Annotated in this window: 28 protein-coding genes; 27 read left to right on the forward strand and 1 reads right to left on the reverse strand. The window is 26.3% G+C overall.

Annotated features, from left to right (window positions below; all coding sequences use genetic code 11):
• The first annotated feature begins 40 nt into the window (after positions 1–40).
• The 27 genes from D9T19_RS05885 to D9T19_RS06010 all read left to right on the forward strand — a co-directional run bounded on the left by D9T19_RS05885 (position 41) and on the right by D9T19_RS06010 (position 22254).
• On the forward strand, positions 41–904 hold the full coding sequence (locus D9T19_RS05885; protein ID WP_121627296.1) for a thymidylate synthase: 864 nt from the start codon (positions 41–43) through the stop codon (positions 902–904).
• Positions 905–914: 10 nt separating this feature from the next.
• The gene (locus D9T19_RS05890; RefSeq protein ID WP_121627297.1) at positions 915–1421 is read left to right on the forward strand and encodes a dihydrofolate reductase; all 507 of its coding nucleotides are present in this window, start codon (positions 915–917) and stop codon (positions 1419–1421) included.
• An 11-nt stretch (positions 1422–1432) separates the two neighbouring features.
• Positions 1433–2005 carry a TetR/AcrR family transcriptional regulator gene (locus D9T19_RS05895; RefSeq protein ID WP_121627298.1) on the forward strand — a complete coding sequence of 191 codons (573 nt, stop codon included), beginning with the start codon at positions 1433–1435 and terminating at the stop codon, positions 2003–2005.
• 92 nt (positions 2006–2097) lie between these two features.
• Complete coding sequence (locus D9T19_RS05900; RefSeq protein ID WP_121627299.1) at positions 2098–2988, forward strand: DMT family transporter; 891 nt, start codon at positions 2098–2100, stop codon at positions 2986–2988.
• The gene (locus tag D9T19_RS05905; protein ID WP_121627300.1) at positions 2966–3904 is read left to right on the forward strand and encodes a D-2-hydroxyacid dehydrogenase; all 939 of its coding nucleotides are present in this window, start codon (positions 2966–2968) and stop codon (positions 3902–3904) included. Before D9T19_RS05900 ends, D9T19_RS05905 begins: the two co-directional genes overlap by 23 nt.
• Before the next feature lie 191 nt (positions 3905–4095).
• Entirely contained in the window at positions 4096–4389 is a 294-nt protein-coding gene (locus tag D9T19_RS05910; protein ID WP_121627301.1) for an ApeI family dehydratase, read from the forward strand.
• Entirely contained in the window at positions 4386–5072 is a 687-nt protein-coding gene (locus D9T19_RS05915; RefSeq protein WP_121627302.1) for a glycosyltransferase family 2 protein, read from the forward strand. The genes D9T19_RS05910 and D9T19_RS05915 overlap by 4 nt, the downstream gene beginning before the upstream one ends.
• Positions 5073–5139: 67 nt before the next feature.
• The gene (locus tag D9T19_RS05920) at positions 5140–6051 is read left to right on the forward strand and encodes a dialkylrecorsinol condensing enzyme (protein WP_121627303.1); all 912 of its coding nucleotides are present in this window, start codon (positions 5140–5142) and stop codon (positions 6049–6051) included.
• Positions 6052–6058: 7 nt separating this feature from the next.
• Positions 6059–7204, forward strand: coding sequence for a beta-ketoacyl-ACP synthase III (locus tag D9T19_RS05925; protein ID WP_121627304.1), 1146 nt, complete (start codon positions 6059–6061; stop codon positions 7202–7204).
• 9 nt (positions 7205–7213) lie between these two features.
• A complete protein-coding gene (locus D9T19_RS05930) occupies positions 7214–7624 on the forward strand; it encodes a DarG family dialkylresorcinol biosynthesis protein (RefSeq protein WP_121627305.1) in 411 nt (136 codons plus the stop codon).
• Complete coding sequence (gene darH, locus D9T19_RS05935; protein ID WP_121627306.1) at positions 7617–8612, forward strand: BtrH-related acyltransferase DarH; 996 nt, start codon at positions 7617–7619, stop codon at positions 8610–8612. The genes D9T19_RS05930 and darH overlap by 8 nt, the downstream gene beginning before the upstream one ends.
• Positions 8613–8615: 3 nt before the next feature.
• Positions 8616–9338 (forward strand): ABC transporter ATP-binding protein, encoded by a 723-nt coding sequence (locus D9T19_RS05940; RefSeq protein WP_121627307.1) that lies wholly within the window; start codon positions 8616–8618, stop codon positions 9336–9338.
• Positions 9331–10473, forward strand: coding sequence for an ABC transporter permease (locus D9T19_RS05945; protein ID WP_121627308.1), 1143 nt, complete (start codon positions 9331–9333; stop codon positions 10471–10473). The genes D9T19_RS05940 and D9T19_RS05945 overlap by 8 nt, the downstream gene beginning before the upstream one ends.
• Positions 10473–10742 (forward strand): phosphopantetheine-binding protein, encoded by a 270-nt coding sequence (locus D9T19_RS05950; RefSeq protein WP_121627309.1) that lies wholly within the window; start codon positions 10473–10475, stop codon positions 10740–10742. The genes D9T19_RS05945 and D9T19_RS05950 overlap by 1 nt, the downstream gene beginning before the upstream one ends.
• On the forward strand, positions 10735–11862 hold the full coding sequence (locus D9T19_RS05955) for a beta-ketoacyl synthase N-terminal-like domain-containing protein (protein WP_121627310.1): 1128 nt from the start codon (positions 10735–10737) through the stop codon (positions 11860–11862). Before D9T19_RS05950 ends, D9T19_RS05955 begins: the two co-directional genes overlap by 8 nt.
• Positions 11859–12662, forward strand: a complete 804-nt coding sequence (locus tag D9T19_RS05960) for a hypothetical protein (protein ID WP_121627311.1) — start codon at positions 11859–11861, stop codon at positions 12660–12662. The genes D9T19_RS05955 and D9T19_RS05960 overlap by 4 nt, the downstream gene beginning before the upstream one ends.
• Positions 12659–13753 carry a beta-ketoacyl synthase N-terminal-like domain-containing protein gene (locus tag D9T19_RS05965; protein ID WP_121627312.1) on the forward strand — a complete coding sequence of 365 codons (1095 nt, stop codon included), beginning with the start codon at positions 12659–12661 and terminating at the stop codon, positions 13751–13753. Before D9T19_RS05960 ends, D9T19_RS05965 begins: the two co-directional genes overlap by 4 nt.
• Positions 13750–14397 carry a beta-ketoacyl synthase chain length factor gene (locus D9T19_RS05970; protein WP_121627313.1) on the forward strand — a complete coding sequence of 216 codons (648 nt, stop codon included), beginning with the start codon at positions 13750–13752 and terminating at the stop codon, positions 14395–14397. Before D9T19_RS05965 ends, D9T19_RS05970 begins: the two co-directional genes overlap by 4 nt.
• A 16-nt stretch (positions 14398–14413) precedes the next feature.
• On the forward strand, positions 14414–15928 hold the full coding sequence (locus D9T19_RS05975) for an HAL/PAL/TAL family ammonia-lyase (protein ID WP_121627314.1): 1515 nt from the start codon (positions 14414–14416) through the stop codon (positions 15926–15928).
• Positions 15925–16617 (forward strand): SDR family oxidoreductase, encoded by a 693-nt coding sequence (locus D9T19_RS05980; RefSeq protein ID WP_121627315.1) that lies wholly within the window; start codon positions 15925–15927, stop codon positions 16615–16617. Before D9T19_RS05975 ends, D9T19_RS05980 begins: the two co-directional genes overlap by 4 nt.
• Complete coding sequence (locus D9T19_RS14520) at positions 16618–17160, forward strand: hypothetical protein (protein ID WP_162984547.1); 543 nt, start codon at positions 16618–16620, stop codon at positions 17158–17160. It begins immediately after the preceding gene.
• Positions 17135–17875, forward strand: coding sequence for a lysophospholipid acyltransferase family protein (locus tag D9T19_RS05985; protein ID WP_162984548.1), 741 nt, complete (start codon positions 17135–17137; stop codon positions 17873–17875). Before D9T19_RS14520 ends, D9T19_RS05985 begins: the two co-directional genes overlap by 26 nt.
• Positions 17860–18336: a hypothetical protein gene (locus D9T19_RS05990; protein WP_121627317.1), complete on the forward strand. Its 477-nt coding sequence runs from the start codon at positions 17860–17862 to the stop codon at positions 18334–18336. The genes D9T19_RS05985 and D9T19_RS05990 overlap by 16 nt, the downstream gene beginning before the upstream one ends.
• A complete protein-coding gene (locus tag D9T19_RS05995) occupies positions 18333–20408 on the forward strand; it encodes an MMPL family transporter (RefSeq protein WP_121627318.1) in 2076 nt (691 codons plus the stop codon). The genes D9T19_RS05990 and D9T19_RS05995 overlap by 4 nt, the downstream gene beginning before the upstream one ends.
• Before the next feature lie 37 nt (positions 20409–20445).
• Complete coding sequence (locus tag D9T19_RS06000; protein WP_121627319.1) at positions 20446–21594, forward strand: AMP-binding protein; 1149 nt, start codon at positions 20446–20448, stop codon at positions 21592–21594.
• A 7-nt stretch (positions 21595–21601) separates the two neighbouring features.
• Positions 21602–21880 (forward strand): phosphopantetheine-binding protein, encoded by a 279-nt coding sequence (locus tag D9T19_RS06005; RefSeq protein ID WP_162984549.1) that lies wholly within the window; start codon positions 21602–21604, stop codon positions 21878–21880.
• A gap of 14 nt (positions 21881–21894) precedes the next feature.
• The gene (locus D9T19_RS06010) at positions 21895–22254 is read left to right on the forward strand and encodes a hypothetical protein (RefSeq protein ID WP_121627320.1); all 360 of its coding nucleotides are present in this window, start codon (positions 21895–21897) and stop codon (positions 22252–22254) included.
• Between the two features lie 37 nt (positions 22255–22291).
• Here the strand turns inward: D9T19_RS06010 and D9T19_RS06015 are convergent, their stop codons facing one another.
• Complete coding sequence (locus D9T19_RS06015) at positions 22292–23230, reverse strand: hypothetical protein (RefSeq protein ID WP_121627321.1); 939 nt, start codon at positions 23228–23230, stop codon at positions 22292–22294.
• Positions 23231–23273 lie beyond the last annotated feature (43 nt).

Genomic DNA, 23273 nt, shown 5'->3' on the forward strand with positions numbered 1-23273 from the left:
AAAATTTGATACAATTCTATAATTAAGGAATTGGCATAAAATGAAACAATATTTAGATTTATTACAACATATATTAGACAAAGGCGTTTTTAAAGGGGATAGAACAGGTACAGGGACTACTTCTGTATTTGGTTATCAAATGAGATTTGATTTAAATGATGGTTTTCCAATAGTAACTACTAAAAAGACACATTTAAAAGCAATCATAAGTGAACTTCTTTGGTTTATTGAAGGCTCAACTGATGAGAGAAGATTAGCTGAAATTCATTTTGGAGATAAAGCTTCTAATCTTATTGATAAAAAAACTGTTTGGACTGCAAATGCAGATGCTCAAGGTAAGGACTTAGGTTATACTAATACTGATACAATCAAAGAATTAGGTCCTGTTTATGGAGCGCAATGGAGATCATGGAAAGGAGTTGATGGAAGTAGTATTGACCAGTTAGCTGAATTAATTGAGCAAATTAAAACTAACCCAAACTCTAGAAGACTTATTCTTTCTGCTTGGAATGTTGGTGAGTTAGATAAAATGGCATTACCGCCTTGTCATACTTTTTTCCAGTTTTATGTAGCAGATGGAAAACTTTCTTGTCAGTTATATCAAAGATCTGCGGATGTATTTTTGGGTGTTCCTTTTAATATTGCTTCTTATGCACTATTGACAATGATGATTGCGCAAGTTTGTGAGCTTGAAGTAGGGGATTTTGTACATACTTTTGGTGATGCACATATTTATTCAAATCATATGGATCAAGTAAAATTACAACTAACACGAACTCCACACAAAATACCAAATATGAAAATAAATACAGATATAAAAGATATAAATGATTTTAAGATGAGTGATTTTGAACTTATTGATTATGTATGTGATGAATCTATTAAAGCAGTAATGGCTGTATAAAGGAAATAATATGAAAATTTCAATGATAGTGGCGTATGGAAAAAACTGGGAAATTGGTTTGAATAATCAAATGTTATGGCATATTAGTGAGGATTTTAAAAACTTTAAAACAATTACTTCAGGTCATCATATATTAATGGGTAGAAAAACTTTTGAATCAATTGGAAAACCACTTCCAAATAGAACTTCAATAGTATTAAGTAAAAAAGGATTTTCACAAGATGGAGTTCATTCTTTTAGTGATGTTCAAGATGCTTTTAATTTTGCGAGAAAAAATGCAGAGGAAGAACTATTTATAATAGGTGGTGCAAATATCTATGAAACACTTTTCCCTTATGTTGATAAAATGTATTTATCTGAAGTAGATTTCAAAGGAAAAGCAGATGCTTTTTTAAAACCAATTGATTTTTCAACTTGGGATTTATGTGAACAAAAAGATTATGAAGAAATTTTAAGTGAAGATGGAAAAGTAAAATCACCTGCTTGGAAATTTAAAGTTTGGACAAAAAAAGACTAGGATTAAAAAAGATGGATACAAAGAGTAAATTGGTTAAAGTGGCATTTGATGAGATATATGAAAATGGTTATAAGGCTACTTCAATAGATAAAATTTTAAAAAAAGCCAATATGAATAAAGGCTCAATGTATCATTTCTTTAAATCAAAAAAAGAACTAACACTTTGCGTTATTGAAATTCATATAAACAACTATATTGAAAACAAATATGCAAGTTTACTAACTATTGATGATAATATTATTGATAGTTTGATAAAACTTATAAAGACAAAAAATCAATATAATTATACTTATGGTTGTAGATTAAATAATTTAGTGCAAGAGCTTTCATCAAAAGATGAAAATTTTAAAATCGCTTTAGAAAAAGTTTACTTCAAATTTGAAGAAATTATAGAAAAAGTATTACAAAATGCTTTAGATAATAATGAAATCTCACACCCAAATATAAAAGATTTGGCAATTTATGTTGTAGCTTCAATAGAAGGATGTTTAGCAACTGCAAAAAAATCAAATTCATCTGATATTTATATCTCATGCATATCTCAACTCGAATTTTATTTAAACTCTCTAAAAATCAAACAGTAATTTTATTTTAATACATTAGTCTTGACATACTAGTTATCTTTTGCTATTCTTTTACTTGACTAGTTAGTCAAGTAAATTATTGGATGTGAAAAATGTTAATCAAAAAATCTGCTTTGCCATTTTTATTTATACTTTTATATGGTAGTGGTTTTGTCTTTACTGAATATGGTTTGGCAAATGCCTCACCAATGGCTTTTTTAGCAATTAGATTTTTTATTGCATTTTGGATATTACTTTTGATTGCAGTTGCTTTTAAAGTTCCTTGGCCTAAAAATACAAAAGAGTTTATACATATAGCAATTGCAGGAATTTTAACAGTAGGTACGTTTTCAATCGGAGTGTATCTTTCTCTTTTCTATGGAGTTAGTGCATCATTAAGTGCTTTAGTAATTGCATTACAACCAATTATAGTAGCACTTTTAGCATGGAAATTTTTAAATGAAGAAAAAAATAATAAAATTATTTTGGGTTTACTCTTAGGTTTTATTGGAGTATTTTTTGTAATATATCAAAAGATAGATAATCTAGAATTATCTATTGGTATTTTATATTCATTTATTGCTCTTTTAGGTTTAAGTATAGGAAATTTATATCAAAAAAAGTTTTGTTTACATATGAATCTCTTTTCAGGTGGTGCAATACAAACACTTAGTTCTACACTACTTGTTATTCCTTTTTTATATTTTGAAGATATAAGAGTAGTTTGGAATGGTGACTTTATATTAGCTTTAATGTATATGAGCATTGGAGTTAGTATTGGGGCTTTGTCTTTATTATATATAATGATAAAAAAAGCAGATGTTTCAAAGGTTTCATCTATTTTTTATCTAGTACCACTTAGTGCAGTTTTTATCTCATATATTTTATTTAATGTGAAAATAGATTTAGTTACGATGCTTGGAATAATAATAGTATTATTTGCAATAGTACTTATAAATAAAAAAACAAAAAAGGAAAACAATGAAAATAGTAATTTTGGATAGAGCTACTTTAGGTTCTGATATGGATGTGTCTGTTTTTGATACTTTAGGAGATGTGATTTCTTATGATATTACACTGCCAAGTGAAACAAAACATAGAGTAAAAGATGCTGATATTGTAATTACAAACAAAGTAGTTATAGGAAAAGAAGAAATGAATAATTCTTCTATAAAACTTGTTGCTATTACTGCAACTGGTACAAATAATGTTGATTTAGTTTATGCAAAAGAAAATGGAATTGAAGTTAAAAATGTAGCAGGATATTCTAGTTCTTCTGTATCTCAAGTTGCTTTTTCAATGATATTTCATTTTATTTCAAAACTAGATTATTACAAAAAATATGTTGATGAAGGCAATTGGCAGAAATCTGATTTCTTTACACATATTGATGCACCTTTCTTTGAACTTGATGGAAAAAGAGTTGGGGTTATTGGTTTAGGAGATATTGGAAGAAGTTTTGCTGCAAAAGCAAAAGCTTTTGATTGTGAAGTTGTTTATTATTCTACAAGTGGTAAAAACTCAAATAGTGAATATAAAAGAGTTGAATTAGATGAATTACTAAAAACATCGGATATTATCTCAATTCATTGTCCTTTAAATGAACAAACGCAAAACTTACTAAATTATGAAAATATGAAAGATATAAAAGACGGTGCAATTTTATTAAACCTTGGACGAGGTGGAATTATAAATGAAGCTGACTTAGCAAAAATTATTGATGAAAAAGAGATTTATTGTGGGATTGATGTAGTAAGCGTTGAGCCAATAGAAGAGTCAAATCCTTTACTAAAAGTAAAAAATAAAAATAGATTACTTTTAACACCTCATATTGGGTGGGCGAGTGTTGAAGCTCGAAGAAGACTTATAGGTTTAGTTGTAAAAAATATTAAAGAGTTTATAAATAAAGTTAACTTTTGATATTTAAGCTACTTAAGTGAATTTTTGATAGAATCTTTTTTATTTAAATTATAAGGTAATATTATGAATAATTGGAATCTTAGTAGTTGGCAAAATTTCCTAATAAAGCAACAATCCCAAAATGAAGATAATGTAATAAAAATATTCGTTATTCTCATTTTTCCATTTGTTTCATATATTAAGAGTATCAAATGTTAACGGATGATTTATATAAGATTGTCTTTAAAGATGATAATAAAGCTATTATCAAACTAAGTGATTGTAATCATCCTGTATTTAAAGCACACTTTCCTGGTAATCCAATTTTGCCAGGATTTATAAACTTTGATATTATTTCTGAATTGTTTAATTTTAATATTACAAAAATTAAAAAAGCAAAGTTCATAAAAACAATAAAACCAAATCAAATAATAACATATGAAAGAAATGGAAATAATTTTAAAGTTTTTTGTGAAAAAGAAAATGTAATAAGTATTACATTATGAAGACTTGCATTGTAATACCTGTTTATAATTCTCCTTTTTTATTTGATGTTATTAATGACCTTTTAACGTTTGATTATAAAATAATTGTTGTAGATGATGGTTCTGATTCTAAAATAGAAATAAATGATTTAGATATTACTTTAGTGACTCATAAAATTAATATGGGAAAAGGTGAAGCTATATTAACTGGAGCAAAGAAAGCAAAAGAATTAGGCTTTGAATATTTTGTTACAATGGATGCTGATAAACAACATTTATCTTCAGAGATTTCGAAATTAACAAATGCTTATGAAGAAGAATCTATTGTAATCGGAAATCGTAATTTTGATAATGAAAATGTACCAGATAGTTCAAAATTTGGACGAAAGTTTAGTAATTTTTGGGTTAATTTGGAAACAGGACGGAAGTTTGGAGATACGCAAAGTGGTTTTAGAATTTATCCCGTATCAATTTTAGAATTAAAAACATCAAATAGACGATTTGATTTTGAAATTGAAGTATTGGTTCTTCATTGTTATAAAAAAAGAAAAACAATTGATGTTGATGTAGAGTGCTACTATCCTCCAGAAAATGAAAGGATATCTCACTTTGATAAAGTCAAGGATAATATAAGATTATCTTTGGTTCATTCAAAACTTATGATTCAGAGATTCTTACTTCTAAGAGGTACATTTTGGTATTAATAAGAGCTTAATATTATTTTTACTATAATTTATACTTATAAATATATGTAAAGAAGATATCGTACGAATGAAAAAAGTCTTAGTTTTATATTATTCTCAATCAGGACAACTAAAAGATGTTATAAATAGTTTTATCTCAAAGTTACCTGACTCTGAAATCCAAGTAGATTTGAAAGCAATAGAGCCTATTGAAAAGTACCCATTCCCTTGGAAATTTTATGAATTTTCGCAAGAGTTTCCTGAAGCTGTCTTACTTGAAGGGCATGAGGTTAAAGAAATAGAAAATTTAGAGGATGATTATGATTTAATTATTCTAGGATACACTATTTGGTTTTTAGCTCCATCTTCACCTATTGTAGGTTTTTTAAAAAGTGAACAAGCAAAAAAGATATTTAATAATAAACCTGTAATTACAGTAATCGCATGTCGTGATATGTGGGTTATGGCACAAGAAAAAATGAAAACTTTATTAAATGATCTTAATGCAAATCTTATAGATAATGTAGCTTTAACAGATCAAGGAAAAGGAATCTATTCTTTTATTACAACTCCAAAATGGCTTATGACTGGAAATAAAGATCCTTTTTGGTTTTTCCCTCCTGCTGGTATTTTACAAAGTGATATTGATAATGCTTCAAGATTTGGACAAAGACTTAATAAAGTTTTAAAAGAAGATAAAGAAAAAGAAGGTAAAGCACTTTTAACTGGATTAGAAGCTGTTAATGTGAATGGAAAATTAATTGCTTCAGAAATAATAGCAACAAGAAGTTCAAAAATTTGGGCAAAAATTATTAATTTTTTTGGAAAGAAAAATACTTTTGGAAGAAAGTTTGCAGTTACTATTTATGCGATGTTTTTAGTGGTGTTAGTTTTTACCATTGTACCTCTTAATATTTTAGTACGAAAGATTTTAAATAAATTTCAAAAAGAAAAACTTACAGAATTAGAAAAAAAATATGAACAACCAAGTGGTAGATAGGATTGATATGATAGATGTATATATAAATAAAATGGCAGTTTTTTTACCAAATGATCCCGTTAAAAATGATGATATGGAAAGTATTTTAGGAATGATTGATAATAAACCTTCTTTGGTAAAAAGAATTGTATTAAAATCAAATAAGATAAAAACAAGATATTATGCAATCGATCCTATTACAAATGAATCTACTCATTCAAATGCAAAATTAGCAGCTTTAGCAATTGAAGAGTTAGGAAAAAATGGATTTGATATTAATAGTGCAGAATTACTAGCTTGTGGTACAACTACTCCTGATCAACTTCTACCAAGTCATGCTTTAATGGTTCATGGTGAAACAGACTTAAAACCAATTGAGGTTGTAAGTATTGCAGGAATTTGTTTGAGTGGTTTAACTGCATTAAAGTATGCCTATGGAGCTATTAAATCAGGAGAAATTGATTCTGCTATTTCTACAGGAAGTGAAAATATTTCAGCTTCGATGCGTGGACGAAATTTTGAACCAGAGGTTCAAACAAAAGTTGACATGATTAAAAGAAATAAAGAACTAACATTTGAAAAAGACTTTTTAAGATGGATGTTAAGTGATGGTTCAGGTGCAATTGGAGTAAGTAATAAGCCAAATAGTGATTGTTTATCTTTAAGAATTGATAAAATATTTTCAAAATCTTATGCAAGTCAAGAAGAAACTTGTATGTATTCAGGTTGTGAGAAACTTAAAGATGGGACAATAAAAGGTTATAGGGAATTCACACCTGATGAATGGTTGAAAAAATCTATTTTTTCAGTAAAACAAGATGTAAAATTATTAAATAAACATATTTTAGATTATACTGTGGCTAAACCTCTTACTGAGATGCTAGAAAAAAATCTATTTAAACCTGAAGAAATAGATTGGTTTTTACCACATTATTCTTCAGGTTATTTTAGAGAAAAATTATATGATGTTATGAAAGATGTTAATTGTGATATTCCACAAGAAAAATGGTTTACAAACTTATCTACAAAGGGTAATACAGGGTCTGCTTCAATATATATAATTTTAGAAGAACTTTTTAATTCAGATAAGTTAAAAAAAGGTCAAAAAATATTGTGTTATATTCCTGAAAGTGGAAGATTTTCTACAGCATTTATGTTGTTAGAGGTTGTATAGGAATTAATTATGGATATAGAAAATGTTCCGCAAGATGATAGTTCAACTTATGCAAAAATGAAAAAAGCAATCTATGCTTCTAACAAAGATGGAACAATTCAAAGTATTGGCTCTTCTGGCTGGGAAGTAGAAGAAATAGTTACAAGACAAGCAATAGATGATTTAGATGAAAGTAGAATAGAGGCATATAAGTTAGTAATAAGAGGAGAAAAATCACCACTTTATTATTATATGTATGAGGCTAGAATGGATTTAATTGTATTAGCCCAATCAACTGGATTTTTTAAATGGACTATAAAAAGAGATTTTAATCCAGATACATTTAAAAAAATAAGTGAAAAAAGAGCTTTAGTATATTGCGAAGCTTTAGGTAAAAGTTTGGATGAATTGAAAAAATTACCAAAGGTAGATAATGAATAAGTTTGAACATAAACACCATGCTCATTGTGAAAGTGGTGTTATGTCATCTATGCTAAGACATCATGGATTAAATATTAGTGAACCTATGATTTTTGGCTTATCAAATGCTTTAAATTTTGCATATATTCCTTTTGTAAAAATTGGAGGAATGCCACTTATTGCATATCGAAGCATTCCAAAATCAATTATAAAAAATATTAAAAAAAATCTAAAGATAGATATGAAACTAGAAACTTTTTCATCAAAAGAAAAGGGTGAAAAAAGGTTAGATGAACTTTTATTAAAAGGTGAAATTGTTGGGGCGCAAAGTTCAGTTTATTGGTTAGAATATTTTCCAAAAGAGATTAGCTTCCATTTTAATGCTCATAATTTATTAATATATGGGAAAGAGGGGAATGATTATTTGATAAGTGACCCTGTATTTGACAAAAGTGTAAGATGTTCAAAAGAGTCTTTATCTAAAGCTAGATTTACAAAAGGTGTTATGGCTCCTAAGGGTCTTTTATATTATCCAACAAATGTTCCAAAAAATATAGATTTAAAGCCAATTATTACAAAGAATATTAAAAAACTATCAAAAACTATGTTAAGAAGATATGTTCCAATAGCTGGTTTAAAAGGTATTGAAAAATTAGCAAAAGCAATATTAGATTTGAAATCTAAAGATAGAAAATATACAAAACTATTTTTAGGAAATATAATAAGAATGCAAGAAGAAATAGGAACAGGTGGTGCTGGTTTTAGATTTATGTATGCATCTTTTTTAAAAGAAGCTAGTGAACTTTTTAATAATGATAAAACTTTAGAAGAAGCATCAAAACTTATGTTGGAAGTTGGTGACGAGTGGAGAGAATTTGCTCTTGTTATTGCAAAATCTATTAAATCTAAAAAAGATATAGATTTAGATTTGATTCATAATATGTTAATAAAAATTTCTAAAAATGAAGCAAAGGTTTATCATAAACTTTTGGAGTTTAGGGCATTATAATAAATGATAAAAATTTCAAATGTTGTAAAAAAATATGATGACTTAATTGCATTAGATAATCTTTCACTAGAGATAAAAAAAGGTACAATATTTGGACTTTTAGGTGTTAATGGTGCAGGAAAGAGTACAATTTTATCAATACTAAATGGACTTAGTCAATTTGATAGCGGCAAGATTAATATTTTTGGTCTAGATATAAAAAATGATATAGAAGAGATAAAAAATATAAGTTCAATAATTCCCCAAAATCTAGCTTTTTACGAAAAACTTACAGTAAAAGAAAATCTAGATTTTTTTGCAAAAATACAAAATGCAAAAAAAGAAGATTATGAACATGCAATAGAGATAAATGCTTTAACTAACTTTCTTAATCAACGAGCTTCAACACTTTCAGGTGGACAAAAAAGAAGATTAAATATAGCTATTGGAATACTTAATAATCCACAAATAATATATTTTGATGAGCCTACTGTTGGTATTGATCCCAAAAGTAGAAATGATATTTTAGAGTTTATAAAATCTTATAAGAAGCAAGGTAAAACTATTGTATATACAAGTCATTATATGAATGAAGTAGAAAAAATATGTGATGAGGTTGCAATTATCTCTTATGGAAAACTTATTAAACAAGATACTTTAGAAAATCTTTTATATAAAGAAGATTCTTCCCATAATACTAATTTAGAAAAGTTTTTTTTAGAATTAACTCAGGACAATAATGTTTAGTGCAATGATAAAAAAAGAATTTCTCTTAGTTTTAAGAGATAAGCAAGCATTAATGGCACTTTTTATTATGCCTGCAATATTTATACTTATTATGTCTGTTGCTATGAGAGATATCTTTTCCCAAGAGAGTGTTAAATTTAATCTAAATGTAATTGATAATGATAATAGTGCTATAAGTAAAAAATTAGTGACTAAAATAGATGAAGATAAAACTTTTGACATTGTTAAAAAAAAAGATGCTGATTTTCTGGTAAATATACCAAAAGGTTATGGTAAAGAAGATTTATCAAATAAATTAAAATTAAATATATCTATTCAAAACTCTTTAAAAAGTGATGAGATTGAACTGTTTAAAGCAAAGTTTCTAAGACATATAGTAAATCTAAAACTAAATATTATAAACTTAAGATTAAGAGAATTTTCTGATGAAGCTGCAAATGCAATTGGAACAGTTAGTTTAGATGATAAAAACCTTTTTGAGATTAAATATAATAAGAGAAAAGATTTACCAAATGCTACACAACAAAGTGTTCCAACTTGGATTGTTTTTGGTATGTTTTTTATTATAATCCCAATGTCAACTATTTTTATAAATGAGAAAAAACAAAATACCTTAGCAAGACTAAGTTCTATGAATATCTCAGTTTTTTCTATAGTTTTATCTAAAATTATTCCTTATCTTTTTATTGCTCAATTACAAATGATATTGATGGTTTTAGTTGGAATGTATCTAGTACCACTTTTAGATACTCCTGCATTAGTAATAAATGGCTCTCTTCCAGCTTTATTCTTTTTAACTTTTTCATTAAGTTTAGCTGCAATTGGCGTTGCAAATTTAATAGCAGTAAGTGCAAATTCAACTGAACAAGCAACAACAATAGGTGGAATATCAAATATTTTATTAGGAGCTATTGGTGGTGTTATGGTACCAAAATTTATAATGCCTGAAACAATGCAACAATTAGCAAATATATCTCCAATGTCTTGGGGTTTGGATGGTTTTTTAGATATATTTCTAAAAGGTGGGGATATTTTTATGGTATTAGGTGAATCATTTATGTTAATAACATTTGCTTTAATTACTTTAGGAATATCAATATTTATATTAAATAAAAAAATGCAAAAAGGACTTTAATGGATTTTGAAAAATTAAAATATGATATAAAAAAATTAATTATTGAAGAGTGTGAAAAAGAAGATATTGAACCTGAAAGTATCAAGGATGATGTCGAACTTTTTTCAGATGATAGTGGCTTAGAATTAGATTCTGTTGATGCTTTACAATTATCTATGGGATTACAAAAAAAATATGGAATTAGATTAGGTGATTCTAAAGATTTTAGAAGAACAGTGACTACTGTTGAAAAATTAGCACAATATATTATAGATGAGAATAATGGATAGTATAAATATACTTGATTTTGAGATTAACTCTTGTTTGGGTGATTTAGAAAATACACTTAATGAAATAGAAAAGGGTAGCGTATCAACATCTTTTAAAACTATAGAGATAGAAAATGAAGTTAAACAAATCCCATTTTTTCCTTTAAAAGATGAGGTAAAACAAAATCAAGATGATATTTATAAGGTATTAAAAAGTCTTTTTTTGAAGATTGTAAAAAATATAGATGAAAATAAAAGAGAGTCAACAGCAATTATAATAGGTACTTCCTTAATAGATTGGCATCTTGTTGATGCTATTAATAATTGTGCTTATGAGCATAAAAAAACACCTTATAGTTCAAATAAATATAGTATTGATTCTTATGCAAAAGAGCTTAGTTTAGAATTTGGATTAAATGAATTTACAATGACTATTAATACTGCATGTACTTCAAGTGCAAATGCTTTACTTGAAGCTAAAAATCTCATAAATGCAGAAATAGTTGATTCTGTAATAGTAGTAGGTTTAGAAATATTTTCACCTGTTATGAGTAGTGGTTTTTATTCAATGGAACTTATTTCTAATACAAAAGTAAAACCCTTTGATGTAAATAGAGATGGCCTGATTTTAGGAGAGGCTGTATCTGCTATTGTTTTAGGAAAAGATGAATCTCCTTGGACCTTAGAAGGTGGTTTTAGTAATTGTAATTCTCAAACGATAACAGGAGTAAGCCAAAGTGGTGAAGAGTGTGTTGAAGTGATGAATGAAGCCTTAAAAAACTGTAATTTAGAAGCTAAAGATATTAGAGCTTTAAAAGCACATGGAACTGGTTCTTACAGCAATGATTTATCTGAAATAAATGCAATAAGTAAAGTTTTTGATACTTCTATAACTTTTACTGCATTGAAACCATATATAGGACATACAATAGGAGCTTCTGGGGTTAGTGAATTAGTTCTTCTAATGGGTGCGATTAATAGAGGTTTTCTTCCTAAAACTCTTAATATTAGTGAGTCTATATTAAAAAATTACACTCCAATTAAAGAACCTGAAGAATGCAAAAGTGGAATTTTTATGTGTAATTATTTTGGTTTTGGTGGTAATAACACTTCTTTGATTATTAAAAAAGAGTTAAAATGACATTATATATTCAAAACTATAGTTCTTACAGAGATGATATAGAAACTATTGATGTAAAAAATGAGTTAAAACAAAAATATAAAATTGATACAAGAAGACAAGATAAATTTATTCATTTGGCAGTTTATGGTGGACAATTATTAAAAGAAAAAGTAGAAATAAATAAGGATAATGAACTATATGTAACATCTGGCGTTGGGAATATAGATATTATTCAAAAAACAAATACTTATATGTATAAAGAGAATCAAACATTAAAGATTTTTGATTTTATTAATTTATTGGGAAATACTACAAGTTATTATATCGCTTCAACATTAGGTATAAAAGGCAAAAGTATCTTCCAAATATCTGATAATTTTACTTATATTAATACCCTTGTTAGTTTATATTCTTCGATTAGGTCTTCTAAAAAAGATGCTATACTATGTAGTATAGATTTACTTAGTACTCCTGCTGAAATTATGAAAAGGGTGTTAGGTGTCAAAGAAGATTGTAATCTTGTGAGTAGTGTAAATTATCAAAAATTTTCATTAGAGAAGAGTAATGCTATTGCAAAAGTAGATTTTGATATAATAAGTTATTCTTATAATGAAATAAAAGAAATTTTATTAAAAAATGATAAAAAAGTTCTTATATCAAGTCGATGTAAAGAGCTTGAATTTGAAAAAGATTTGGCTTATTTTGAAACGATGGGAAGTTATGTGGTTAATAATGCAATTAAAAATAAGGATGACTTAGTTTATATTGATTGTTTTAATAATAGATATAGAATGTTAAAAATAGAGAGTTTAAAATGAATGTTTATATAAATAATTATGAGTTACTATGCAATGCAGGAGATACTAAAAGTTTGATGGAAGCTATTTATGCCAAAGAATCAGCTATTACTATTACTGAATCATATCTTTCTAATGCAAAAGCAGGTTTAGGAATAATGAAATATGATAATATTTATAATGTATTAGATGATATTACTTCAAAGGTTTTAGAAAATTCAAATCTTGATAATTTTGAAAATACATTACTTATTTTAGGTTCTTCTGTTGGTGGAATGCAAGAGTGTGAAGAAATTTTTTATAGAGAAAAAAGTTATACAAATATAAATCCAAATAGGTATTCAATGAATGCTTTAAGTGATTATCTTTCTAAAAAATTTAATTTTTATGATTCTAGGGCAATTTCTACTGCATGCACATCAAGTGCAAATGCAATGTTATTAGCAAAAAGACTTATCGAAGTTGAAGCTTATGATAATGTATTGGTTATAGGTGCTGATGGAATATGTAGTTCAACAGTTCTTGGTTTTCATGCATTAAGTGTTCTTTCTGATAAAAAGTGTACTCCTTTTGATAAAAATCGAAATGGAATGAATGTTGCAGAAGCTGTTGCAGTTTTACTTATCCAAAATGTTAAAACTGATGATTCTATTGAATTTAAAGGTGCTGGGGCGAGTAGTGATGCATATCATATGACAAATCCAGATCCAAGTGCTTCAGGTGCTAAAAATTCTATGTCTAATGCTTTAAAAGATGCAGGAATTCAAATAGAAGATATTGATTATGTAAATGCTCATGGAACTGCAACAATTGCAAATGATAATGTTGAAGCAAAGGCAGTAGAAGAACTTTTTGGAAACAAAACTTATGTTAATTCAACAAAAGCAATTACTGGACATACTTTAGGTGCTGCAGGTGCAGTTGAAGCTATTGTTTCTTGTGAAGTGATAAAGCATAAAGTAATACCTGCTCAAACTGGATTAAAAGAACTTGATAATCAAAATATAAATGTTTCAAAACAAAGTGTTAAAATGGATGTCAAAAATATAATTAGTAATTCATTTGCTTTTGGTGGAAATAACACTTCTTTAATATTTGGAGTTTGCAAATGAAAAAAGTAGCAATAAATATAATTTCTTCAGCAAAAATTTTTGCTGAGAGAAAAATAGAAAATTTAGATGAAAAAAGATTAGTTCCTCATATGATGACTAGAAGAAGATTAACAAGAAATTCAAAAGTAATGCTTTTTTTAAGTGATAAATGTAATTTTAAAAATGGAAAAATTGTTTATGGAAGTTGTTTTAGTGAGTTGGAAGAGACAGCAAAAATTGCAAATGCAGTTCTAGAAAAAGAGATGTTATCTCCAACATCTTTTCAAAATAGTGTTTATAATACTGCTCCATCATATTTTTCATTAGTAAATAAAGATATTGATGAAATTATTACAATATCTTCAGGAATGAAAACATCTCTTGATTCATTAAAAGTAGCAGCACTACAAGCATTAGTTTCAAAAGAGCCAGTCCTATGTATTTGTGCAGAGTGTATTAATATAAAAAATATTGAACAAATAAACAGATGTACAAAATATCTTGAAGCAGGAGCTGCTATCGTTCTTGAAATTGCAGAAGATGAAGAAGGTGCACAAGAGATAATGAATTTACCAATTGAAGGGTTAATTGGTTCTTTACAAGATTTAGTAAGTGTAGTTAATATGAATGAAAAGGGAATTAAAAAAATTCTAATTGAACTTTAAAAAAAGGCGGAATAAAATGGTTGTAGATAATAAAATAGTAAATTATGAAGGTTTTTCACATAATGAAGAAATAGTACTTAGTCAAGAAAAAGAGTTTATTGATTTCATTAATTCAGGACATAACTTTTTAGTTAAACAAATAAGTAGTGGAATACCTATTTATGGAATTACAACTGGTTATGGAGAAGCTGGTAGTAATTATGCAGCTTTTGAAGAAGCAGAAGAACTACAAAAAAACCTTTATAGATTTTGTGGAACTGGTGTAGGTGAAAATTTAAGTGCTGAAGTTTCAAAAATAATGGTAACTGTTAGAATGATAAGTCTTTCAAAAGGGAAAAGTGGAGTTAGTTATGACTTATTAAAAAGATTTGAAATTTTATTAAGCAATGAAATATATCCAATTATCCCTTCTCAAGGTTCAGTAGGAGCAAGTGGTGATTTAGCTCCTTTATCATATATAGCAGCTGTTATTGCAGGTGAAAGAGAAGTTTATTATAAGGGTGAAGAGAGAAAAACTATTGATGTTTATAATGAATTAGGAATTAAGCCTTATGTATTTAAAGCAAAAGAAGCACTAGCTGTTATAAATGGAACAGCAACAATGAGTTCAATTGCGATTAAATCTATTCAAAGATTTGAACTTTTATTAGAAAGTATGGAAAGTTTTGTTGCTGCTATATATGAAGTACTACTTTGTGATATTACTCCATTAGAACCATTTGTTCATGAAAGTAAACCATTTTCGGGACAAATAACAACAGCTTCAAAAATCTTAGCAAAATGTGAAGATTCAAAATTAATGCATAAAGCTTTTAGTAGATATGAAAAATTCCATTCAGAAAAAGATCAAAATATCCAAGATAGATATTCTATTAGATGTGCTCCTCAAGTTTTAGGAGTGATAAGAGATAATTTAGAAATTTCTAAGAATTGGATTCAAACAGAAATAAATGGAGTAAATGATAATCCTTTAATTGATCCAATTGGTGAAAAAATATATACTTCAGGGAATTTTTATGGTGGTTATATTGCACATGCAATGGATACTCTAAGAATTTGTGCTGGTAATTTAGCAGATCTTTTAGATAAAGAGTTTGCCTTATTAGTAGATCATAAATTTAATAAAGGTTTAGGGGAAAGTTTAAAACTAAACAAAAAATCTACTCATCATGGTTTTAAACTTATGCAAGTTACTCTTAGTTCTTTAAGTGCTGATGTTCTTATGAATACAAATGCTGCTTCTTTATATTCAAGATCAACAGAGTCATTAAATCAAGATAAAGTAAGTATGGGAACAACAGCTGCTAGAAATTTTAGTAAACAACTTCCCGATTTAGAAAATATGTTAAGTATTGGTTTTTTAGGAATTGCACAGGCAATTGATATTAGAGGATATGATAAGTGTTCAAAACATCTACAAAAGTGTTACAACGAAATTAGAAAACATGTGACAAAACTAGAAGAAGATAGAAGACAAGATTTAGATATTAAAATAGTAAATGAACTTTTAAAAGAAGGTAAGTTTGTATGAAAACAGTATTAGTAACTGGTTCTACTGGTGCTATAGGTGAAGCAATAGCAAGATATTTTCATGAAAATGGATATTTTGTTTATTTACATTATAGAAGTCAAAAAGAAAAAGCACAAGAGTTAAGAAATGAATTAGAAAATTCTGAACTTATTGCTTTTGATATCTTAGATAAAAATGATGTATATTCAAAATTAGAAAATCTAGAAATTGATGTTTTAGTAAATAATGCAGGAATTACAAAAGATAAATTATTTTTTTGGATGGAAGATGACGATTGGAATGATGTTATTAATACTTCAGTAAATGGTACTTATAATGTAACTAAAGCAGTGATTAAAAAGATGATAACAAACAAAAAAGGTTCAATAATTAATATTGCTTCGATTTCAGGATTAGTTGGAAATGCCGGTCAAACAAATTATTCAGCTGCAAAAGGTGCAATAATTGCATTTACAAAAGCTTTAGCAATTGAAGTTGCAAGATATAAAATACGTGTAAATGCTGTAGCTCCTGGATTAATAGAATCAGAAATGACAAAAGATTTAGATTTAAAAACTATTAAAAAAGATATTCCCCTTAAAAGAATAGGGAAAGCAGATGAAGTGGCTGAATGTGTATTCTTTTTAGGAGATAAAGCCTCTTATATTACTGCTGAGACTTTAAATATAAGTGGAGGAATGGTTCGGTAGATGAAATTTTTAAACATTCTTTTAGCTCCATTATTTGTGGTATTATTACACTATTTTGAGCTTAGAATGGTTATTCTATTATATCTTTGTATGTCAATCATTTTTTTAATTTATAGATTTTTTAAAAGAAAAACTTATAAGGATATTTTGTTACCAAGTATGTATATAATAGCTTTTAGTATTGCTTATCATTTTTCATCATTACAAACTGTAAAATATATACCTGTAATTTTATCAACGATATTTTTATTTTTATTTGTAGATTCTCATTTTAATAAAAAATATATGATACTAAATTTTACAAAAAAGTTTTATAGGAAAAAATTAAAAGAAGAGGAAATCAAGTTTTTAGAAAATGGTGATGATTATTGGATTGTTGTTATGTTAATTAATACTATAATTCATTTATATATTGTTAATTTTTCAAGTAATGAAATATGGGCTTTTTATTCTTCTATTGGTTGGTATATTTTATTTTTTATATCATTAATTATTCAAATTATTTATGGGAAAACATATGCTGTTAAAATGTATACTAGGTAGTATTGGTCACTTTATTTTTTTTGGTTTAATTACTGTTATGATTATTCCGGGTTATATTGTATATCTTATATCAAAACTTTTTGTTAAAGAACCGCAATATGTATTTCAATCAGGAGCTTCACTTTCTTATAAATTGTTTTTTATTTTTGCACCTAATATTGTATTAAAACCAGATTTATTGGATGAAATACCAGAAGGTGCAATTTTTATTTCTACTCATCAATCAATTTTAGATTTCCCTGCACTTGCAACTTTTATAAAAAAATATTTAATCTTTGCTAATGTAAATTTAGCTAAATATCCTATGATTGCTAAAATATCACACTTAGCAGGAGTTAGATATATAAAAGGAAGACAGTTACCTGAGCTTAGTGAAATATTCAAAGAGATTGAAACACATCTTGATGAAGGTAAAAACGTAATTTACTTTGCTGAAGGAACAAGACATGAAGGTGATACTTTATTACCTTTTAAAAGAGGTGCTTTTAAATTAGCAATGAAAAAGAATAAACCTATAATTCCTATTGTAATTGAAGGAGCTTATAGATTACTTCCAAGAAAAAGTTTTTGTTTTAAAACAGATAAAAAAGTGAATATTCATATGAAAATGCTTAAGCCTTTATATCCAAAAGATTTTTCAAGTGATATAGAAATGAAAGATTATGCCCAAAAAATTATGCAAGAGGAAAAAACAAGATTATGCGATTTATCTTAATATTATTTATTCAATTGACACTCTATGCACAAAACTATAATTTTGATGAGATAAAATATATTTCAGCAGTTTCTCATGAGTTCAAGAAAAGTGGTAATATTAATATAGAAGAAGAAAAAACTATAATCACTTATTCTAAGCCTTCTTTTAAAGAAATTATCAAGGATAATGAAAATGTTTCAATAAAAGATTCTTCTGGAAAAATATATAAATTAAAAGGTAGAGCAAAAGTTTTTACACAACAGTTTATTGATATTATGACAAGACTTGGAAATATAGATGAGATGAAAACTAATAAAGATTTTGATGTCAAAAAAGAAGATAATCTATATTATATTACTTTTTTAGAAGATATTTCAAATCAAATAAAAAATGCAGAAGTTAAAGTAAAAAATTCAAAAGTGATAAGTTTTAAAATGTTCTTACCAAATGAAGATACAATAGAAATAATTAAAAAATGAAATATATAAATTTCTTTATTTTTGTAGTATTATTAACATTATACATATTATTCTCTTCAAATATAAGATTTTCAACAAATTTTTTAGATATTTTTCTTTCACAAAATAGTATTAAACTATTTGATATTGCCAAAAAGTTTGGATACTCAAATGAAATACTTATTTCAAAGAAAGGTTTTAATAAAAAATCTTTGCAAGAATTAAATGAAATATCTAATAAATTAAAAGCATTACCTGAAATATCAGAAGCTAGTATATCTATTGAAATTTCAAAAGATATGAGAGAGTATTTAATAAAAAATTATTTTTTATTAGCAGATTTTAATAATCAAAAAATTTCAAAAAATGATGTTTTAGAAAAATTAGAAGAGATACGTAAAAAAATAAATATTTCCGTAATCTATGAACCTATAAATTCTTATGATCCTTTAGGCTTATTTACTATGGATGAGACTGATAATGAAAGATATTTTAAATTAAAAGATTATGGCTATGTATTAAAAGCTAAAACTACTATTAACACATCAAATGCAAACGAAAGTAAGATAGTATATAAGAAAATAAATCAAATCTTAAAAAATTATGATGAGATTATTGCCTTTGCTCCATTTTTCTATCTTGTGGAAAACTCATCATATATAAAAAATGATGCTCAAATTATAATGCTTTGTTCTAGTATATTATTATTAATACTATATTTCTTTGTATTAAAAAACAAAAAGCTTTTTTTTAATACAGTTTTTACAATAGCTAGTTCAATTTTAGGTGCAATTTTATTAAGCTTATTACTTTTTGATGAGATAAATATTTTAGCTTTAGTTTTTGGTATTAGTATTACTACTATCTCTATTGACTATATGTTTCATTATTATTTTCATAATGAATTTATAAAAAGAAAATTTATAACACAAAAGTCTGTTATATATGGATTCTTAACAACTTTTGGTGTTTTTATTATTTTTAGTTTTATTGATATTGAACTATTTTCACAACTTGCAATATTTAGTGCAATATCTCTTTTCATTTCCTTTTTTCTTTTTTCTTGGCTTTATATATATTTGGAGATTCCTCCTGTAAATATTAAAGGAGAGAATAAAAAAATAAAGAGTTTAAACCCCTTATATATTTTTCTAATATCGAGTTTAATGTTAATTTATGTATACAATAATTTAAGTTTTGACAATAATCTAAAAAATCTTGATTATCAAAATGAGAAGCTAATTAAAATATCAGAAAAATTTAAAGAAGGTTTTTATAATAATAAATATCAAAGTCTTTTAATAAGTGCAAAAGATAAAGAAACTCTTCTTCAAAGATATGAAGAATCGGCACTTTTATATCCAGGTATTTTAGGTATAGGAAAGTATTTATATAGTTTAAAGAAATGTAACAAAAGGTTAGAAAAAATTAAAGAATATAATTTTGGAGAAGTAAAAAAATATTTAAATGAAGCATCAAAAGAACTAGGATTTAATAATATTTTTAAAAATGCTTACCCTAAGATAAATAATTTGAAATGTGATATGAGTTACATTGATAATATAAACTTCAAGATAATTAAAAATGAAAATACATATTATACAATGGCTTTTGTAGATAAAAAATACAAAATAAAAGATAGTGGAAATATTAAAGTAATAAATTTAGGAAAGAGTTTATCATCTGATACAGAAAAAATGAAAAATACTTTAATTAAATATATGTTGATTTCTACAGTATTTATTATTTTAGTTCTTTTTATACTTGCAAAATCAAAAATATTATATCCCTTGTCTTATATGATATTCCCAATTAGTTCTGTACTTTTTGTTATTTCTTTATTAGGAATGATTAATATTATGCATATATTTGCTTTAGTTATATTGTTAGCTATTGGTATAGATTACGGTATTTATATGTATAAAACTACAAACAAAGTTAAAACTAGTATGGCAATAAGATATGCTTTACTTAGTACTTTTTCTGGTTTTGGAGTACTTATTTTTAGTAGTACAGTAGCTTTATATTCAATTGGTTTAGTAATAACAATAGGAATTATTTCAGTTTTTTTCTTACTTTATTTTAGTTTGTAAAAAATATGATAAAATTAAATAATTATTAGGAGTAAGAATGAAAATATACGATATGGATAAAAAGTGTTATATTGAGGTACAAAAGATTGATAATGCAAGTTCCAAAATTGAGCAATTATCAGATGCACTTTATTGTTTTGAAAATGGGATATTTTCTATAATTTATGATAAATCACAACCATTTTTAGTTGAGTATATTAAATCTTTAGATCAAAGTATTTTACATCAAGAAGATATGCAGTTCTTATATTTTACTTCAGGTACAACAGGAACACCAACTGGCGTTTATAAGAAAAGAGAAAACTCATTAAAACAATCCGATGCATTATTAAAAACTATAAAAGATGGGAAGTTTAATAGAGTTGTTACTACTGTTCCTTTTGTTCATATTTATGGAGTTGATATTGGAGCAATTGTTCCTATGCAATTAGATATTGATATTTGGGTAAAGGAAAACTTTTTACCTGAAGAATTAGCGATTGAAGCTGAAAAGGAAGGTACTTTAATTGTTACTACTCCTGTTTTTATTAAAGCATTAAATAGAATAAAAAAAGATGTAAAATTTCCTAAAAGTTTGTTTTTAACATCTACATCACCTTTACCACTAGAAGATGCAATAGAATTTCATAAACATTATGATTGTTCTGTAATGCAACTTTTTGCTTCTACTGAAACAGGATTAATGGGATATAGAAAAGATAATGAAGAAATATTAACAGCATATGATGGTGTTAGTATTGGTGAAAAAGATGGTATGCTTAATATCTCTTCTGATTTAGTTACTTCTAGAATTTTAAGTAAGGGAGTAATAAAAGATGTTGAACAACCTTTTCAGACTGAAGATATAGTTGAAATTTATAAAGAAGGAAAATTTAAATTATTAGGACGTAGTTCTAATTTAATAAAAATTGCAGGAAAACGAATATCAACACAACAAATTGAAACTATTATTGAATCTATAGATGAAATTGATGCAGTTTTAATAAAAGTTAGAAGAGATGATAGAGCTCTTAAAGATGAGATTTTAGATATATATGTAGAATCTAAAGTTAATCTCGAATCAAAAAAACTTAGAAGCCTTTTTAAATCATATTTTGGTTCAATAAATATTGCTTATAAGATACATAATAATATTAAAGTAACTAGAAGCTCAGTTGGTAAGAAGATTGGTTTTAAAGAGATATAATGTTACAATGCAAGAAAAATTATTGGAGAGAATATTGGTAACAACTACTGAATTAAAAGAAAAAATTATATTAGGACTTGATTTAGAAGATTTAAGTGTAGATGAAATTGCTGATGATATGCCATTATTTGGTGATGATGGATTAGGACTTGATAGTGTTGATGCAATAGAAATAACTCTTATTTTAGAAAAAGAATTTGGAGTAAAAGTAAAAAATGTTGAAGAATCAGCTAATATTTTTGCTACACCAGAAACTTTAGTTAAATATATTAATGAGAATAAATAAAAATTAAAACTAAAATGTCTGATTTTCCAATTCCTCATATTGCACCTATTCGTTTTGTTAAATCACTTAACGGTGCTGATTTTACTAGTGCATCTGTTAATATCGAATTTGAATATATACCAACTTTAGGTATGTTAATTGAAGCAGCTACACAAAGTTCATCAGGAGTTTTGGATAAACACAAGAGTGATTCAAATATGGGTTTTCTTGTAACTGTTAAAAATGTAAAACTTCTCCAAAAACTTAAATCAAAAGAGTTTATTGTAAATATTTTACTTGATAATAAATTGGGAAATTTTAAATATTTTTCATTTAATGTAGTTGATAATGAAGAAATTGTTGCTACAGGAATATTTTCAATAGCAGTACAATAAGTAAGAAATAGGAATTATTTCTTACTTTTGTAAAAACTTATTTTCTAATAAGTTGAGTATCACCCATCATCGCTTGATCATATGGATTAGCTAACCAATTAGCAACGTCTTTACCTAATGCAGATGCTATTCTGTTTAATACAGAACAAGATGTTCTATATACTCCAAAATATCCACCACCCGATAATCTTGCTGCATTAAAAGTATAATATTTTTTATTTCCTTTTATAATAGCACCTGAAATAGTTACAAATTTATTATGTCCAACTGCTGCATTACCTGAACTTATAGCTTGTTCAATTTGAACATCAAGTTTTAGTTCATTAGATGTTATATTATTTTTGATAACAACATTTAGACCATTACTTTTGGCATATTTTACAATACTTTGACTAAGAGATTTTTGTAGAGTACATTCACTTTTTATATTTTGTGCAACTCTAGAGTTTGGAGCAAAACGAACATAAGGTTTAATATAAATTATTTTACCTTCTAAATTTAAATCGCCACCTTTTTTATAAGATTTACTTGCTGTAGATACTGTTGTAGTTGTCGATTGGTTTGTTGCATTGCTCATTCCTAAACTTTCTAATTGAAAGTTTATATTATCTTGAAGAATTTTAACCCATTTATTATAACTTCCATGGATTTCATTTGTTTGTGGATTGTATTTTAAATTTCTACTTTTGTTATAACTTATAGTATAACCTTTTGAAGTATAATCTATATTCACAGATACAAAATATTTACTTCTAACAAGTATATTAGCTTGAATAAGTCCATTTCTTATTTTTCTTGTTTGCCAACCTTTATTTGCTGCACCATTTTTAATAGCTCTTTCAATTTTTGCTTTTGCTTTATTTACCGAAAAAAAGTTTGAGTTATCAAATGTTTGTACTGTATTAATTCTTCCACAAGCCGTAAACAATCCAATAATAAGCAACATTAATAAACAATTTCTTTTTAAATTTTTCATATACAATTCCCTTTTTTATTTAAATAAGTAGATTATGATTAGT

Source organism: Poseidonibacter antarcticus (assembly GCF_003667345.1).
Classification (GTDB): domain Bacteria; phylum Campylobacterota; class Campylobacteria; order Campylobacterales; family Arcobacteraceae; genus Poseidonibacter; species Poseidonibacter antarcticus.